The 16,623-nt window shown below is 35.7% G+C and carries 12 protein-coding genes; 9 read left to right on the forward strand and 3 right to left on the reverse strand.

Features of this window, described 5'->3' with window-relative positions; all coding sequences use genetic code 11:
• The first annotated feature begins 82 nt into the window (after nucleotides 1–82).
• The 5 genes from ilvC to leuD all read left to right on the forward strand — a co-directional run bounded on the left by ilvC (nucleotide 83) and on the right by leuD (nucleotide 5,885).
• The gene (gene ilvC / locus EC501_RS02105) at nucleotides 83–1,096 is read left to right on the forward strand and encodes a ketol-acid reductoisomerase (RefSeq protein ID WP_122970640.1); all 1,014 of its coding nucleotides are present in this window, start codon (nucleotides 83–85) and stop codon (nucleotides 1,094–1,096) included.
• Complete coding sequence (locus EC501_RS02110) at nucleotides 1,096–2,640, forward strand: 2-isopropylmalate synthase (protein WP_122970641.1); 1,545 nt, start codon at nucleotides 1,096–1,098, stop codon at nucleotides 2,638–2,640. Before ilvC ends, EC501_RS02110 begins: the two co-directional genes overlap by 1 nt.
• A 112-nt stretch (nucleotides 2,641–2,752) precedes the next feature.
• Nucleotides 2,753–3,850, forward strand: coding sequence for a 3-isopropylmalate dehydrogenase (leuB, locus tag EC501_RS02115; RefSeq protein WP_122970642.1), 1,098 nt, complete (start codon nucleotides 2,753–2,755; stop codon nucleotides 3,848–3,850).
• 16 nt (nucleotides 3,851–3,866) lie between these two features.
• Nucleotides 3,867–5,276 (forward strand): 3-isopropylmalate dehydratase large subunit, encoded by a 1,410-nt coding sequence (gene leuC, locus EC501_RS02120; RefSeq protein WP_122970643.1) that lies wholly within the window; start codon nucleotides 3,867–3,869, stop codon nucleotides 5,274–5,276.
• Between the two features lie 18 nt (nucleotides 5,277–5,294).
• Complete coding sequence (leuD, locus tag EC501_RS02125) at nucleotides 5,295–5,885, forward strand: 3-isopropylmalate dehydratase small subunit (protein WP_122970644.1); 591 nt, start codon at nucleotides 5,295–5,297, stop codon at nucleotides 5,883–5,885.
• 49 nt (nucleotides 5,886–5,934) lie between these two features.
• Here the strand turns inward: leuD and EC501_RS02130 are convergent, their stop codons facing one another.
• Nucleotides 5,935–7,236 carry an MFS transporter gene (locus tag EC501_RS02130; protein WP_122970645.1) on the reverse strand — a complete coding sequence of 434 codons (1,302 nt, stop codon included), beginning with the start codon at nucleotides 7,234–7,236 and terminating at the stop codon, nucleotides 5,935–5,937.
• A gap of 193 nt (nucleotides 7,237–7,429) precedes the next feature.
• Between EC501_RS02130 and EC501_RS02135 the strand changes: the two genes are divergently transcribed.
• Complete coding sequence (locus tag EC501_RS02135) at nucleotides 7,430–8,686, forward strand: helix-turn-helix domain-containing protein (RefSeq protein WP_148037788.1); 1,257 nt, start codon at nucleotides 7,430–7,432, stop codon at nucleotides 8,684–8,686.
• A gap of 50 nt (nucleotides 8,687–8,736) precedes the next feature.
• On the opposite strand, the gene yfkAB is transcribed toward EC501_RS02135, so the two are convergent.
• Together yfkAB and EC501_RS02145 are read right to left on the reverse strand one after the other, a co-directional pair.
• Nucleotides 8,737–9,846 carry a radical SAM/CxCxxxxC motif protein YfkAB gene (gene yfkAB / locus EC501_RS02140; RefSeq protein ID WP_122970647.1) on the reverse strand — a complete coding sequence of 370 codons (1,110 nt, stop codon included), beginning with the start codon at nucleotides 9,844–9,846 and terminating at the stop codon, nucleotides 8,737–8,739.
• Nucleotides 9,847–9,971: 125 nt separating this feature from the next.
• On the reverse strand, nucleotides 9,972–11,891 hold the full coding sequence (locus EC501_RS02145) for a right-handed parallel beta-helix repeat-containing protein (protein ID WP_122970648.1): 1,920 nt from the start codon (nucleotides 11,889–11,891) through the stop codon (nucleotides 9,972–9,974).
• Nucleotides 11,892–12,116: 225 nt separating this feature from the next.
• Here EC501_RS02145 and EC501_RS02150 point away from each other — a divergent pair, with 225 nt between their 5' ends.
• The 3 genes from EC501_RS02150 to acnA all read left to right on the forward strand — a co-directional run bounded on the left by EC501_RS02150 (nucleotide 12,117) and on the right by acnA (nucleotide 16,451).
• Nucleotides 12,117–12,947 (forward strand): DUF2785 domain-containing protein, encoded by an 831-nt coding sequence (locus EC501_RS02150; RefSeq protein WP_122970649.1) that lies wholly within the window; start codon nucleotides 12,117–12,119, stop codon nucleotides 12,945–12,947.
• A gap of 31 nt (nucleotides 12,948–12,978) precedes the next feature.
• Complete coding sequence (locus EC501_RS02155) at nucleotides 12,979–13,533, forward strand: hypothetical protein (RefSeq protein WP_122970650.1); 555 nt, start codon at nucleotides 12,979–12,981, stop codon at nucleotides 13,531–13,533.
• 215 nt (nucleotides 13,534–13,748) lie between these two features.
• Entirely contained in the window at nucleotides 13,749–16,451 is a 2,703-nt protein-coding gene (gene acnA / locus EC501_RS02160; RefSeq protein ID WP_122970651.1) for an aconitate hydratase AcnA, read from the forward strand.
• Nucleotides 16,452–16,623 lie beyond the last annotated feature (172 nt).

Genomic DNA, 16,623 nt, shown 5'->3' on the forward strand with positions numbered 1-16,623 from the left:
AGGTTAATCGTTTAAACGCCAATCATTACTTATGGTTGAGCTACTAAATTCAAATAAAATTGACTATTAGGAGGAAATGAAAATGACAAAAATGTATTACCAAAACGAAATTAACGAGGCTGTATTAAAAGAAAAGAAAATCGCCATTATCGGTTATGGTTCACAAGGTCATGCACATGCTCAAAATTTAAAAGACTCTGGTTTTAATATAGTAGTTGGTGTACGTCCAGGTAAATCATTCGATCAAGCAAAGGAAGATGGGTTAGAAGTAAAAACAGTAGCAGAAGCTGCACGAGAAGCTGATATTATTCAAATCTTATTACCAGATGAAAGACAAAAACAAGTCTATGAAGAAGAAATTGCTCCGAATCTTGAGCCAGGAAATGCATTAATGTTCGCCCATGGATTCAACATCAATTTCGGTCAAATTGTACCTCCAGCAGATGTCGACGTATTTTTAGTAGCACCAAAAGGACCTGGTCACTTAGTTCGTCGTACTTATGTCCAAGGTGCTGGTGTTCCTGCATTGTTTGCTATTTATCAAGATGCAACAGGAGAAGCACGAAGCTTAGCATTAGCTTACGGCAAAGGAATCGGTGCTGCGCGTGCAGGAATGTTAGAAACAACATTTAAAGAAGAAACGGAAACAGATTTATTCGGAGAACAGGCTGTACTTTGTGGAGGTACTACTCAATTAGTGAAATACGGCTTTGAAACGTTAGTAGAAGCAGGATATCAACCAGAACTTGCTTACTTTGAAACTCTGCATGAACTAAAATTAATCGTTGATTTAATGTACGAAGGTGGTATGGAAACAATGCGATATTCCGTTTCAGATACTGCTGAATGGGGTGATTACGTTTCCGGACCACGTATTATCGATGAATCCGTAAAAGCTCGAATGAAAGAAGTTTTAGCGGATATCCAAGATGGCACATTTGCGAAGGATTGGATTAAAGAAAATGAAACGAATCGTCCGCGCTACAACGAATATAAAAAAGCTGGCGCACAACATCAAATTGAACAAGTAGGATCCAAATTACGTGAGATGATGCCTTTCATTAATGAAGGAAAGAAAAAAGTGGTGGTGAAGTAATGCGTAAAATCGATATTTTTGATACAACTCTTCGAGACGGTGAACAGTCCGCTGGGATTAATCTGAATACAGCAGAAAAAATTGAAATTGCAAAACAGTTAGAGCGTCTAGGCACAACAATCATTGAAGCAGGTTTTCCTGCTTCAAGTCCTGGAGATTTCGAAGCAGTAAATCGCATAGCTAGCACCGTTAAAAATTCTATTGTAACAGGCCTTGCCCGTTGTATCCAAAGTGATATTGATGCCACTTGGGAAGCAATTAAAGTAGCTGAGCAACCGCATATTCATGTATTTTTAGCAACAAGTCCAATTCATATGGAATATAAATTAAAGAAATCCGAAGAACAAGTCATTGAGCAAGCTGTTGAAGCAGTCAAATATGCAAAAAAATATTTCTCCCTCGTACAATGGTCTGCTGAAGATGGATTCCGCTCTGATCGCGATTTCCTTGTGCGCATTATTGAAAAAGTTATTGAGGTTGGAGCAACTACAATTAACGTTCCAGATACAGTTGGATACGCGTCTCCTCAAGAATATGGTGAGCTTTTCAAATTTTTACGTGAAAATGTGCGCGGAGCAGATAAAGTAAAATTCTCTGCCCATTGTCATGATGATTTAGGTATGGCGGTCGCTAACTCTATTGCTGCCATTCAAAATGGCGCAGATCAAGTAGAATGTACAATTAATGGGATCGGTGAGCGTGCCGGTAATGCTTCATTAGAAGAAATTGGTGTTGCAATGCATATCCGTAAAGATCTTTATCAAGTTGAAACAGGTTTAAACTTAAAAGAGATAAAAAGAACGTCCCAGTTAGTTAGCCGCTTAACAGGCGTTGTTATTCAACCCAATAAAGCAGTAGTAGGGAAAAATGCCTTTGCCCACGAATCTGGGATTCATCAAGATGGCGTACTGAAACATAAAGAAACGTACGAAATTATTTCACCAGCTCTTATCGGTGAAGGTGAAGTTCCTTTAGTATTAGGAAAACATTCTGGTCGTGCGGCATTCCGCGATCGAGCTGTAAAAATGGGCTTTGACTTATCCGATGAAAAATTAAATAAAGCATTCCAAGAGTTCAAAAAATTAGCTGATCGGAAAAAAGAAATTACGGAAGAAGATTTAATAACACTTCTAACAGAACAACAAGTTTCAATGGAAGATGTACCATTATTTGAATTAAAATCCGTTCAAGTATCTTATGGAACAGAGAATATTCCAACAGCGACTGCTTCTGTCCTTACTCCTAGCGGGGAGTTAAAAACATTAGCTGCTACGGGAGCAGGATCAGTAGAAGCCATTTTCAATACATTAGAACAATTAGTTGAAGCAACGATAAACATACTAGATTTCCGAGTGAAATCCGTAGGCAAAGGACGCGATGCATTAGGAGAAGCTGTTGTTAATTTACGTTACAACGGATTTACAACAACCGGTCGCGACGCTTCACAAGATGTTCTTGAAGCAGCTGCAAAAGCTTATTTAAACGCTATTAACCGTCATTTAATTCAAGCAAATGTGTTTTCAAAGCAAACTGCCGAAGTATAAATTTGTTTTGATATTATCATCGGGAGAAACGCCATCAAATGTTATACGTTTGATGGCATTTCTTTAAACTCTTTCTACCTAAAGGGAATAAACAAAAGAGAGGTGTGTTCAAATGGAAAAGAAAATTACAGTACTTCCTGGGGATGGCATTGGTCCCGAAGTGATTGCTGCTGCTGTACGTGTACTAAAAGTAATTGGGAAACGGTACAATCATGACTTTCAATTAGGGTATGCAGCAATAGGTGGTGCAGCCATTGATCAGTTTCATAATCCTCTACCAGAAAAAACGATTGAAATGTGTAAAGAAAGTGATGCGATTCTTTTAGGAGCTGTTGGTGGTCCGAAGTGGGATAACAACCCTGCTGAATTGAGACCGGAAAAAGGATTACTTACTATCCGAAAAACGTTCGACTTATTTGCCAATTTACGTCCTGTAAAAGCATTTCCGAGTTTGTTAAATGCTTCCCCTTTAAAAAGGGAAGTGGCAGAAAATGTAGATTTAATGATTGTTCGTGAATTAACTGGCGGTATTTATTTTGGTGAGAAACATCGAACGGAAGAAGAAGCAACGGATTTAAACATCTATTCTCGCCATGAAATTGAACGGATTGTTGATAAGGCATTCGAACTGGCAAAACTTCGAAAAGGAAGATTATGTTCTGTAGATAAAGCAAATGTACTTGAAACATCAAGATTATGGCGTCAAATCGTTGAAGAGAAAAAGGAACAATACCCAGATGTCACGGTAGAACATAACTTAGTCGACTCAGTAGCCATGAAGCTTATTACAAATCCTGGTCACTATGATGTAGTCGTAACAGACAATATGTTTGGCGATATTTTAAGCGATGAATCTTCAGTAATTACGGGATCCCTTGGTGTACTACCTTCTGCATCTATTCGTAGCGATCATTTCGGTCTGTATGAACCTGTCCATGGATCTGCTCCAGAAATTGCTGGTGAAGGAACTGCTAATCCAGCAGCAGCCATTCTTTCTGTCGCTATGATGCTTCGCTATTCATTCGGTATGACAGTAGAAGCAGAAGAAATTGAAAAAGCAGTTAATGACGTATTTAATGATGGTTATTATACTGCCGATTTAGTAAAAAATAATGAACACTTCTTAACAACAGATGAATGGACAGATAAAGTAATCGCCAAAATTGATTCGAATTTCGTTATCGACTGTATTATGGAATCTTATATTTAAAGGATTGGTGAAGATAATGGCAAAAAATATTATTGAAAAAATATGGGAATCCCATGTAGTTTATAAAGAATTCGGTAAACCAGATTTACTATACATCGATCTTCATTTAATTCATGAAGTGACTTCTCCTCAAGCCTTTGAAGGATTACGTTTAGCAGGAAGAAAAGTTCGACGTCCTGATCTTTGTTTTGCCACTATGGACCATAATGTTCCGACGAAGAACTTACCGATTATTAACGATCCTATTGCAAAAAAACAAATTACTACTTTAGCAGAAAATGCAAAGGAATTCGGCATTCAACTTGCAAATATTGGACATCCTGACCAAGGAATCGTCCATGTGATTGGACCAGAACTTGGATTAACTCAACCGGGAAAAACAATTGTATGTGGGGATTCCCATACATCTACTCATGGTGCGTTTGGTGCATTAGCCTTCGGGATTGGAACTTCTGAAGTGGAACACGTTCTATCTACCCAAACATTATGGCAATCTAAACCGCCAACTATGGAAATTCGTGTGAACGGAAAACTTGGAATTGGGGTAGCCGCAAAAGATATAATATTAGCCATTATTGCCAAATGGGGAATTGGTGTCGGAACTGGCCATATCGTAGAATATACAGGTGAAGCTATCCGTAGTCTATCAATGGAAGAACGAATGACGATTTGTAATATGTCAATTGAAGCTGGAGCGAAAGCGGGTCTTATTTCACCAGACGAAAAAACAGTGGAATATTTGCGTGGACGCCGTTTTGCTCCAAAGGGTGAGCAGTTCGAAAAAGCTGCCGAATATTGGTTAAGTTTAGCGTCAGATTCCGATTGTTCCTATGATGTTGTATTGGAAATCGATGCCGATGAAATCGAACCAATCGTCACTTGGGGAACTAATCCGTCTATGGGAACTGGCATTACAAAAAACGTTCCAACTAACGAAGATTTCGAAACAGAATCGGATAAAGCTGCTCTACAAAAAGCACTAGCTTATATGGGATTAGAAGAAGGTCAACCAATTTCTTCTATTGAAATACAACACGTATTTATCGGTTCATGTACAAACTCCCGTCTATCAGACTTACGAACGGCAGCTAGTATTGTAGAAGGAAAAACAATTCACCCAGGTGTTCGAGGAATTGTCGTTCCAGGATCCCATTCAACAAAATTATTAGCAGAGGCTGAAGGGTTAGATAAAATTTTCATCGAAGCTGGTTTCGAATGGCGTGAATCTGGTTGTTCCGCTTGTCTTGGTATGAATGAAGACATCATCCCTTCAGGAGAACGTTGTGCATCCACTTCAAACCGAAACTTTGAAGGACGTCAAGGGGCAGGTGCACGAACACATTTAGTTAGTCCGGCTATGGCTGCTGCAGCTGCTATCGAAGGTCACTTCGTAGATGTTCGTAAATATGTAAAGCAAGAAGTTTAACCCGAGGAGTGAAAAGCAATGGAACCTATTAATCAAGTAAAAAGTGTCATAACACCATTGGATCGCAAAAACGTCGATACTGACCAAATTATTTCAAAAGAGTTTTTAAAACGTATCGAACGAACTGGTTTCGGTCGCTATTTGTTCTATCATTGGCGATTTGATGAACAAGGTAACGAAATATCAGATTTTGTTTTAAATAAACCTGAATATAAAGGTTCGCAAATTTTAGTTGCACAAGATAATTTCGGTTGCGGATCTTCCCGAGAACATGCACCATGGGCCATTTTAGATTACGGTTTCCGGGTAGTCATTGCCCCAAGTTTTGCTGATATATTCCACAACAACTGTTTTAAAAATGGGATATTACCAATAAAATTAACGGAAGCAGCGTGCGATGAAATTTTAGCAAAAGGTATGCAAAGTCCGTATAATGTGGAAGTAAATTTAGAAGAACAAACTGTTAAAGGGGAAGATGGATCCATTTATTCCTTTTCAATTGATCCATACTATAAACAAATGCTACTAAATGGTTGGGATGAAATTTCTTTAACTTTCCAATACGAAGAGCATATTAAGGCTTACGAAGAAAAAAGAATCGTATTTTAACTGAAGAAATCGATAAAATCAGACATTCCTGATTTTATCGATTTTTATTTTACGTATTTTTAAATAGTGGCTGTTCTAGCTCGCTTGTATTCTTTTTTAAATTTGGATATATACTCATGATTAAAGACCTTGGAATAGCAACAAGTGTGATAATAATTAATGATGCACTACAAAATAGTAAAATAATTTGAGCGGGAAGTACATCATAGAGAATACCAAAAATTAATGAACCAATTGGCATTAATCCCATCGCCATCATTTCAAGTATTCCAAAGATTCTCCCTCTATAACTTTCATCTACATCCTTTTGCATCATGACCATAATTGGTGTATTCGTTAATACGGTTAAACAACCAAAGGAGAACATGACAGCTAAAAAATAAATAAATATTGCACTTGATGAAAAATGGAAAATTAATGGAATAGTCATTACACCTACTAATATCCCTAGCATAAAGAGGGCACGTTTTGAAAACTGAAGAGGGTATTTTACATTTGTCCTTGCTGCAAAATAAAGAGAAATAAACAACATCCCAATGGCTGCAGCAGCTTCAATGAATCCAATAAGTGAATATTCCACCTTTAAGATTTCAACTAAAATAAAGTTAATTCCAACACTTACAGAGGACAAAAACAAATTTAACCAAAGACTTACAATAAGAATTCTTAAAATAACTGGTTTTGTTTTTAAGTAGGTAAATCCTTCTTTAAAACTTTGCAACATTGATTCTTCAATGGAGGTTGGTTCTTCTAGCTGATTTGTATAAAGTTTAAAATTCATTGTTGCTTCTAATAAAAAGGCTATAATATATGAAAGGATATTAATGAATAAAAACCATTCCATTGAAACAAATCCGAACAGCATCCCACCAACAATTGGTCCACCGATTCCCGAAACGGAAATCGATAATTGATTGAAGGACATCGCTTTTTGGATTCTCTCTTCATCGACTAAGTTGGCGATTGATGCGGAAAAGGCAATACCTGAGAATGTGCTACAAATTGTATAAAAAAACGTTGTAATATAAATGGCCACTATGGAAATATCAAACAGTAAACTATATAGAAGTAAGCCACTAATTGTTAATACGGTACCACCTTGACCTACAAGAACCATTACTTTTTTCGGAATTCGATCAGCTAGAATTCCCGCAATCGGTGACAAAATAACTCGAGGAATAATGGAAAAAATTAAATTCGCAGCAAAACTTAATGCAGAACCGGTAATCGATAAAATGTACATACTAATTCCAAAGGAATAAACATTAGCTCCAAGAGCAGAAATCATTTTACTAAACAAAAACGTGTATAAATGATATGTTGCACGCCTCTTTTTTACAATTTCAACCATAATAACAACCCCCTCAACTTAAAAGTTCAATTTAATTAAACTAATGATAAGCGAAATATTGGGAATTCGCAATAATTAAGTTTAATTTAATTTAACTTTCATTACATATAATACGAGTGACGTTTAAAATTTGTTTAATAAAACTAAAATATTTCCGATTGAATTGTTAATTGATACAATAGATGGAAATGGGGTGGTTGGAATTAATTCTTTAGGTGAACGTATTAAAAAATTTAGAAAAGAAAAGAAAATGACTTTAGCAGAAGTAGCTGGAGAACGATTAACAAAAGGTATGTTGAGTTTAATCGAAAATGGGAAAGCACAGCCTTCAATGGAAAGTTTACGATATATTGCAGAAAGAATCGGAGTAGAAGTTTCATCTCTACTCGACGAAGATCATCTAGAGGAACTTCGCACTTTACTATTTGAAATTGAGAAGGAGTATAACAATATCTTTTCTCCATTTGAATTGAGAGAAAAAGACGTTATGAATTCTTTACTTCAAAGGATTCTTTCGGTAAGAGAGAAATTACACGGGAAAAACTATGAAGAAATAAGATTATTGGATCTATACATTCGATTAAATACTGTTTTGAACTATCAAAAAGAGACGATCTCAATGTCTCACATCATTTCTTTTTACGAAAAAATTCATGCATATAGTCAAGTCATTAGTTGTTATTCTTTTTTATCAGGATTTTATTTCAATAAAAATGACTATGAACATGCTTTAAAGTGGATACAAGAAGCTGAAAAAAGAACAAAACCATACGAACATTTAATTGATAAATTATCTATTTTAGATATGCATTATATATTAACAGTCCTTTATGGTGCCATTGACGATCCTGAAAACTCTCAAAAGCATCTGAATATCGCTTTAAATATCGCCCACGAAAATCGAATCTATTATCGATTAGATGATTTTTATCGTTATTCATTCGTCTTAGCCATTCAACAAGGGGATGAGGAAAAAAGCGCCTATTATTTAACAAAGCTTAAACAACATGCTGATTTTACAGAGAATGAGTTCGCACATAATACACTCGTATTTTGCCAAGCCCACTATATGAATATGATTGATAAGGATTACGAAAAGGTTCCTAGTTTAAATGAGCATTTGAAAAAAAGCTCGTATGGTACAAAAGTGGACGAGCATATTTTTACGTTTTACCGAATGGAACAAGCCTATGCCTATTGGGCGCAAGGACTTTATAATGAAGCGCTTCAAACAAGTGAAGATTTATCAATACCATCTTTTACTCATCATCCAATTGATTTAGCGATAATGTATAGAAGCTTTGCAGTAAGGGCTCTTTGTTTTTTAGAATTAGGGGAGAAGGAATCGGCAAAACGGGAAATTTTATACGCTTATCATGGGGTCATGAATTTTACTAGTTCGATTTATAAAACATTCATCGTAGAAGCATATAAAAAAATTCAATATTAAAAAAGGTTAAGTAGGGAAGTGGAGTCCACAACTTTACTTAACCTTTTTCATTATTTTACTGAACCACTAATAAATTCAGCATCTTTATAATACATATTTTTAACTAATACGTTTGGTCCTAGGCATTTGACAGCAGGGCAGTGACAATTTAATGATTGGGCTAAATCGGTTGCTAACCATTTGTCAAAAACATTCGGTAAAGAATCCTTTTGAATATTACCAAGGGCTGGTGTATCCCCAAAATCGGTTACAATTACATCGCCTGTAAAAATATTAACGTTTAAACGGGATCGACCATCTGGATCATTACGTAACGTTACATTTTTTGCCTCACGTAATCGTTGAAGTAATTTTTGATCTTCTTCATTTTGACTACACGGATAAAAGGGAAGAGTTCCAAATAACATCCACGTATTTTCATCACGAATATCTAATATTTTATGAATAGCTTCCCGAGTTTCATCTAAAGTAAGGGAAGTTAAACTTGATGCAAAATCTGAAGGGTACATTGGATGCACTTCATGACGAGCACATTTCATTTCATGAACAATTTGATGATGAATATGTTCGATATAAGGAATCGTTTTTTTATTTAACATTGTTTCGGCCGATACCATTACTCCTTGTTCTGCAAGCATACGAGAGTTTTCAATCATTCTTTCGAAAAGACCGGCCCGCTGTTCAAAAGTCGGTTTTCTTTCCATCATGGCAAAACCAGTCTCCGCAAACTCTTCAATCGTTCCCCAGTTATGGGAAATATGCAATACATCTAAGTAAGGAGCAATCTCTAAATATCTTTCACCATCAATCGTTAAGTTAGAGTTCATTTGAGTACGAATACCACGTTCGTGGGCATATTGTAAAATCGGCTTAACATAATTTTTAACCGATTTTCTACTTAACATTGGTTCTCCACCTGTAATACTTAACGTTCTTAAATGGGGAATTTCATCTAAACGTTTCAATATTAAATCAATCGGAAGAGCTTCCGGGTCTTTCGTTTGAAGTGTATAGCCAACTGCGCAATGAGCGCATCTCATATTACATAAAGTTGTCGTTGTAAATTCTATGTTAGAGAGTGTTAATTTCCCGTATTGTTCCACATCTAAATAAGCTTCCCAAGGATCGAACTTTGGGGTAATTTTTTCTAATGTTCTCATAGTTTTCGATCTTCCTTTCCAAAAAACTATTTTCTCACACAAAATCCTTTTCGAAAACTAAAATTGCTTCATTTAGAACATTTAACCTATATCGGGATAATTCTCTCTATTTTCTAGCTTCAAAATCAAAAGTCTAATTGCTTAATAAAACTATTATTTTCACTATAATAAACATCGCCATAGCTATTTTCAACGACGGTTTTGATTAATTCAATTTTTGAAAAATTAACCGCTTGCACATTAAAGCGGGATTTATTATTCCGGATTATGCTATCGGAAACATACACAGAAGATTGATTTTGAGCAAAAATATCAGAATGAGCACCGTCCGTAATTTGTACACTTTTTAGTTCCACAGTCGATTCAAAATCAATCCACAATTGATGTTGCACGTGTTTTGAAATAAAACAATCTTGAATATAGACTTCGCTATGATTTTGAATAATTAACGCATTACGATTCCCATCAAACATTTCACTATTTTTCATAATTACCGAACTATCATTGACAACAATTTGTGCCAATTCATGATGGAAAATTTGGCTATCCAATAAATAAAGACTAGAATTTCTTAACACTTTCAATCCGTAAGATTTACCATTATAAATTTGACATTGCTCGAAGCGTCCCGTAGATAGATCACAAATTTCTATTTGTACATTATGACTATCATAAAATTGACATTGAGTAGCAGTTAATTCACATTCATTCACAATAAATAAACTTTTCCCATTATAAAGCTGACTTTGAAGTAACTCGATTTTCACATGGGATTTACAAGCGATATGGGGCATTTCATTGTCAAAAAACTTGCATAAATCTACTTCTACTTTAGAATGGGACATTGCTAATATGCCATTTCCAATGTTATCGGATAAGATCGATTTAATAATCGTTAACTCCGATTTGAAAATCGTAATTGCCGAATTGGCATTATGGGTAATTTCACTATCAACAATTGTACAATTCCCTTTATCTTCAATACAAATTCCAACATGATATCCTTCTTTTACAACACATTGTTTCATCGAACAAATCGATTTATTGGAAATAGAAATTTGTGCAGAACGATGTCCATTTAGTTTCGATTCAAATAGGTTAACAATCGATTCATCAAGTATTTGCAAACCCGAACTTTCTCCACTATGGATATGGCAACATTCGATATTCATCTTTGAATTTTTCGAAACGATAACATTTGCCTTTTTGTTTTGAGCAATGACACAATGATAAGTTTGTACTTCACCGTGTTGAGCAACCGCTATTCCTGCTAAATCTCCTTGTAATACCGAGCAATGTCTTGCAGTTAAATAACCCTTTTGAACAGAAATTTGAGTTTTGCCATTGTATTGAAAAACCGTCGTTTGAAGGGACGCATCCCCCTCATGTAATAGTTGTAATCCTATACCATCACCAGATTCGATTAAACTTTCATGATCGATATATTTTGCATCTTCTACGATAATTTGTGTGTTTGTATGATGATGTAAATGGACATTTCTCGTTTGAATAAGGGAGCCATTTTTTATCCATATGCCATGTTTCCCATGGGAGAATTCACATTTTTCAATACAAGCTTGTGAGGATTCAGCTAATATGTGAACTTTCTCATTTTGAACAAACGTACAATTCTCAAATATCGCTTTACTGCCATTTAGTATTGAAACTGCCATCTCCTTCGCTTGTTCGAAATGGCAGTTATAAGCGTTTATTTTTCCGCCATCAATTGTTACATGTACATTGCTTTTCCCACCGACAAATCGACAATTTTGAAGTACAACTTCACCTTCTACATACATTTGTGCGGTAGGGGATACCGTTAGATTTTGCAAAGTTACTGAAATATTTTTCGGTACAATAATAAATCCTTCAATCATCGTTTCCTCATACATATCTCCTGCTAAAACCATGTTTTTATTAAAATGAATGGATTCTCTATACAGTTTCGGTTTTAGTTGTACAAAATTACCGGCTTTCGAATGTTGGATTGTATGTTGTATCGTTTTTACTTTTGATAATAAAGAAAATAATCGCTTAAAAACCATCAGGGTATTTCCTCCTCATAAACAATCAATACTCCTATTTTCACTAAAAATTCCTAATCTTAATCGTTTTCTTACAACAATTTGAAAAATTTGGGATAAACATCTCAATATTCGAAACCATACATTTAATCATCTAATGAAGACTATTTATCATTTTTGCCAAATAGCTTTTAGAAGTTTACAATAAATACAATTGTGCTCATCTGGCTAAGGAGGATATTCATTTTGAAAGAAACGTTGATTAAAATACTCGATATGAACCATACCGAAAGACAGCAGTATATGAATGAACAGGGCGATATACTCATCGAAAATATGTTAAATAACATCGGTTACCCTGAAGATGAATTAAGGGATAAATTAAATTATCGATTATTTATAGAATTACTTGCAGACAACTTATTAACTACTACACAAATGAAGCATTTGACTGAGACACTTAAAGGAGCTGATTTTTTATATGCTTCTATAGGAGAACGGGATAGCGACCTAGTATTCACCAGATCCTTTTCTGCTTTATGGTTATGTGGATTATTAAATGTTGATTCCCAAATTCGCTTTTTATCCGATGAGGAGGCCAAAGGAATTTTAGAGGAAGCCGTCCACTATTTATCGAAAGAAAACGATGTACGGGGATTCGTTCACGAAAAAGGTTGGGCTCATGCTATTGCCCATGGAGCTGATCTAGCTACTTCCATTGTTGCCCACCCATTATTTGAAATGCGTTTTGCGCCAATTCTTTTACAAGGAATTAAAAACAGCTTATGGAAAGATTCAGTCTATGTTGATGATGAGGATGAACGCCTCGTCACGATCATTGAAAAACTAATGGCAAAAGGGTATCCAGAAGAAATTTTAATCGAATGGGTAGAACAAGTATTTGATAAACTACAATTTTATTTAATGGAAGTAGGCTATACGCCACAATATTTCGCTGCACGTACAAATACATTACATTTTATGAAAACTTTATACTTCACATTAAAATTTTCTCAAAAATTGCCTGAGCTAAAAGGGGTAGTATCATTATTTATTGGAAAATGGATGAAACAATAACGATTTTCAAAAGATAATCGAGGTGAAAAGAATGCGAAATCGATTAACAAGAATTCTATTATTTGCTGGGTTAGTCATTGTACTTGCCTTTATTTTCAACATTTCTTTAACCGCGTTCACTGGGGATGGAAAAGATACCCCAGAGGAAGCTCTTCCTACCGATGCTAACTATGAATGGATTGAAGGACCAAAAAGTGACAAGGAACAACGCTATTTCTTCTTATCAAATGGGCAATATTTTGGAACTGGTTATGTGGAAAAAAACTTAAAAGGATGGAGCGCAGGAGAAGGGACCTATTCAAAACTACCGAATGCATTGACGGAAAATACAATTACGTCAGCCCATTCCGATAGTAAAATTTTATTTGGTTTAATAAAACCAAAAGGGAATATCCAAATTTCAGTAAATAATAAGCATGCTAAACTTATTCAATTAGATTTTTTATCTGATGACATACTATCCACCTATAATGTAGAAGGATACGCTATTTGGTACATAGATTTAGAGGAAATTGATAACGCTAAAAGTTTTACAATAAAAGTATTAGGGGAAAATGACTCCGTATTAAATGCGTTGTCTATATAATTTTATTTCTATTAAAATGGCATCGATACGATGCTCTTTTCTATTTTGACAAAGTAAGTTATAATGATTTTCGCAAAGTAAATTACTAGGTCATAAAAATAACTTATCACAAAAGATAAAATTAATGTAATTTACTTATGTATAAGAATCGTTTATGATAATTACTGGAGAAAAGCTTTGCAAGCCTTTTCAATATTAATTAGGGGGAGTAAAAAATGGCAAGCAATTTACACAACAGCCGTTCTTCATTCGAAGTAAATGGTAAAAAGTATAACTTCTACCGTTTAGCTGCAATCGAAGAAGCTGGTATCGCAAAAGTATCACGCCTTCCATACTCAATTAAAGTATTATTAGAATCTGTATTACGCCAATATGATGGCTACGTAATTAAAGAAGAACATGTAGACGAATTAGCTAAATGGGCTGAGGGTGCTAATCCGGAAGCGGAAGTACCATTCAAACCATCACGTGTAGTATTACAAGACTTCACAGGTGTTCCAGTAGTAGTTGACTTAGCCTCTTTACGTTCAGCTATGAAAGAATTAGGTGGAGATCCAAATAAAATTAACCCAGCTATTCCTGTTGACCTTGTAATTGACCACTCAGTACAAGTTGACAAATACGGTAATGCTTCAGCATTACAAGCGAACATGGATCTTGAGTTCGAACGTAACGCAGAACGTTACAACTTCTTAAAATGGGCTCAAACTGCATACGATAACTTCCGTGCTGTACCACCAGCAACTGGTATCGTGCACCAAGTAAACTTAGAATATTTAGCTCCAGTCGTTCACGTTAAAGAGAACGAAGATGGAACTTTTGAAACTTTCCCAGATTCAGTAGTAGGTACTGACTCTCATACAACAATGATCAACGGTATCGGTGTTCTTGGATGGGGTGTAGGTGGTATTGAAGCTGAAGCAGGTATGCTTGGACAACCTTCTTACTTCCCAATTCCAGAAGTTATCGGTGTAAAATTAACTGGTGAACTTCCAAACGGTGCTACTGCGACTGACTTAGCATTAAAAGTAACTCAAGTTTTACGTCAACGCGGCGTAGTTAACAAATTTGTAGAATTCTTCGGTCCTGGTGTATCTAAATTACCATTAGCTGACCGTGCTACAATTTCGAACATGGCTCCTGAATACGGTGCAACATGTGGTTACTTCGCAATTGACGAAGAATCATTAAACTATATGCGTTTAACTGGTCGTGACGAAGAGCATATCCAAGTTGTAGAAAGCTACTTAAAAGCGAACAACATGTTCTTTGATCCATCATTAGAACCAGTTTACACTGATGTATTAGAAATTAAATTAGACGAAATTGAACCAAACCTTTCTGGTCCAAAACGTCCACAAGATTTAATTCCTCTTTCAGAAATGAAAGCTCGTTACCATGAAGCAGTTACTGCTCCAATGGGCGTACAAGGTTTCGGTTTAACTGAAGATGAATTCTCTAAAACATCAACAATTAAATTTGCTGATGGCGATGTAGAAATGCCAACTGGTGCTGTAGCAATCGCTGCAATCACTTCTTGTACAAATACATCTAACCCATACGTTCTTTTAGCTGCTGGTTTAGTTGCGAAAAAAGCAGTTGAAAAAGGTATTCAACCACCAAAATGGGTTAAAACTTCTTTAGCACCAGGTTCTAAAGTTGTAACTGGCTATTTAGAAGAATCAGGTTTACAAAGCTACTTAGACCAAATCGGATTCAACACAGTTGGTTATGGTTGTACAACATGTATCGGTAACTCAGGTCCGTTATTACCTGAAATCGAAGAAGCAATTAAAGACAAAGATCTATTCGTAACTTCAGTACTTTCTGGTAACCGTAACTTCGAAGGTCGTGTACACCCATTAGTAAAAGCTAACTATTTAGCTTCACCACCACTTGTTGTTGCTTATGCTTTAGCAGGTACTGTAGATATCGATTTACAAAAAGATTCTTTAGGTAAAGACAAAGATGGTAACGATGTATTCTTCGCTGACATCTGGCCTTCAACTGAAGAAGTAAATGAAGTTTTAAACAAAGTTGTTACTCGTGAATTATTCCAAAAAGAATATGCAAAAGTATTCGATAGCAACGAAAAATGGAATGCAATTGAAACATCAACTGAGTCTTTATACACATTTGATGAAAAATCAACTTACATTCAAAACCCACCATTCTTCCAAGGATTATCTAAAACTCCAGAGCCAATCAAAGGCCTTGATGGTTTACGTGTAATCGCTAAGTTTGGTGACTCTATTACAACTGACCACATTTCACCAGCTGGTGCAATTGGTAAAGATACGCCTGCAGGTAAATACCTACAAGAAAATGGCGTAGCAATCCGCGACTTCAACTCTTATGGTTCTCGTCGTGGTAACCATGAAGTAATGATGCGTGGTACATTCGCAAACATCCGTATCCGTAACCAAATCGCTCCTGGTACAGAAGGTGGATTCACTACTTACTGGCCAACTGGAGAAGTTGAGTACATTTATGATGCAGCAATGAAATACCAAGAACAAGGTACTGGTTTAGTTGTTTTAGCTGGTAACGATTATGGTATGGGTTCTTCTCGTGACTGGGCAGCAAAAGGTACATTCTTACTAGGTATTAAAACAGTTATCGCACAAAGCTACGAACGTATTCACCGTTCAAACCTTGTAATGATGGGTGTTTTACCACTTCAATTCTTACCTGGCGAAAGCGCAGAAACTTTAGGCTTAACTGGTAAAGAAGAAATTTCTGTTAATATTACAGATGATGTTAAACCACGTGATATTTTAACAGTAACTGCAAAAGCTGAAGATGGAACGGTTAAAGAATTTAAAGCTCTAGCTCGTTTCGACTCAGAAGTAGAAGTAGACTACTACCGTCATGGTGGTATCTTACAAATGGTACTTCGTAATAAAGCAGCTCAATAATTGACTTTAAATAGAAACCGATAAGTTCCATTTGAACTTATCGGTTTTTTTATTAATTCTTTTAAAACCACGTGCTCTGCACGTGTGAAAATATACTTTTAGAGTGGTAATGGAGATGGAATTAAAAACTCCTCTCGATATAATGAAAATGGCCGTCAAACCAAATTCAAAT

Origin of the sequence: Lysinibacillus halotolerans (genome assembly GCF_003711845.1) — a bacterium.
GTDB classification, from domain to species: Bacteria; Bacillota; Bacilli; order Bacillales_A; family Planococcaceae; genus Ureibacillus; species Ureibacillus halotolerans.

What these genes read in the sequence shown, in the direction of transcription:
- EC501_RS02145 (WP_122970648.1), bottom strand. Translation starts at nt 11,891, where the DNA reads ATGGTTTTTAAGCGATTATTTTCTTTATTATCAAAAGTAAAAACGATA.
- ilvC (WP_122970640.1), top strand. Translation starts at nt 83, where the DNA reads ATGACAAAAATGTATTACCAAAACGAAATTAACGAGGCTGTATTAAAA.
- leuB (WP_122970642.1), top strand. Translation starts at nt 2,753, where the DNA reads ATGGAAAAGAAAATTACAGTACTTCCTGGGGATGGCATTGGTCCCGAA.
- yfkAB (WP_122970647.1), bottom strand. Translation starts at nt 9,846, where the DNA reads ATGAGAACATTAGAAAAAATTACCCCAAAGTTCGATCCTTGGGAAGCT.
- EC501_RS02110 (WP_122970641.1), top strand. Translation starts at nt 1,096, where the DNA reads ATGCGTAAAATCGATATTTTTGATACAACTCTTCGAGACGGTGAACAG.
- acnA (WP_122970651.1), top strand. Translation starts at nt 13,749, where the DNA reads ATGGCAAGCAATTTACACAACAGCCGTTCTTCATTCGAAGTAAATGGT.
- leuD (WP_122970644.1), top strand. Translation starts at nt 5,295, where the DNA reads ATGGAACCTATTAATCAAGTAAAAAGTGTCATAACACCATTGGATCGC.
- leuC (WP_122970643.1), top strand. Translation starts at nt 3,867, where the DNA reads ATGGCAAAAAATATTATTGAAAAAATATGGGAATCCCATGTAGTTTAT.
- EC501_RS02130 (WP_122970645.1), bottom strand. Translation starts at nt 7,236, where the DNA reads ATGGTTGAAATTGTAAAAAAGAGGCGTGCAACATATCATTTATACACG.
- EC501_RS02155 (WP_122970650.1), top strand. Translation starts at nt 12,979, where the DNA reads ATGCGAAATCGATTAACAAGAATTCTATTATTTGCTGGGTTAGTCATT.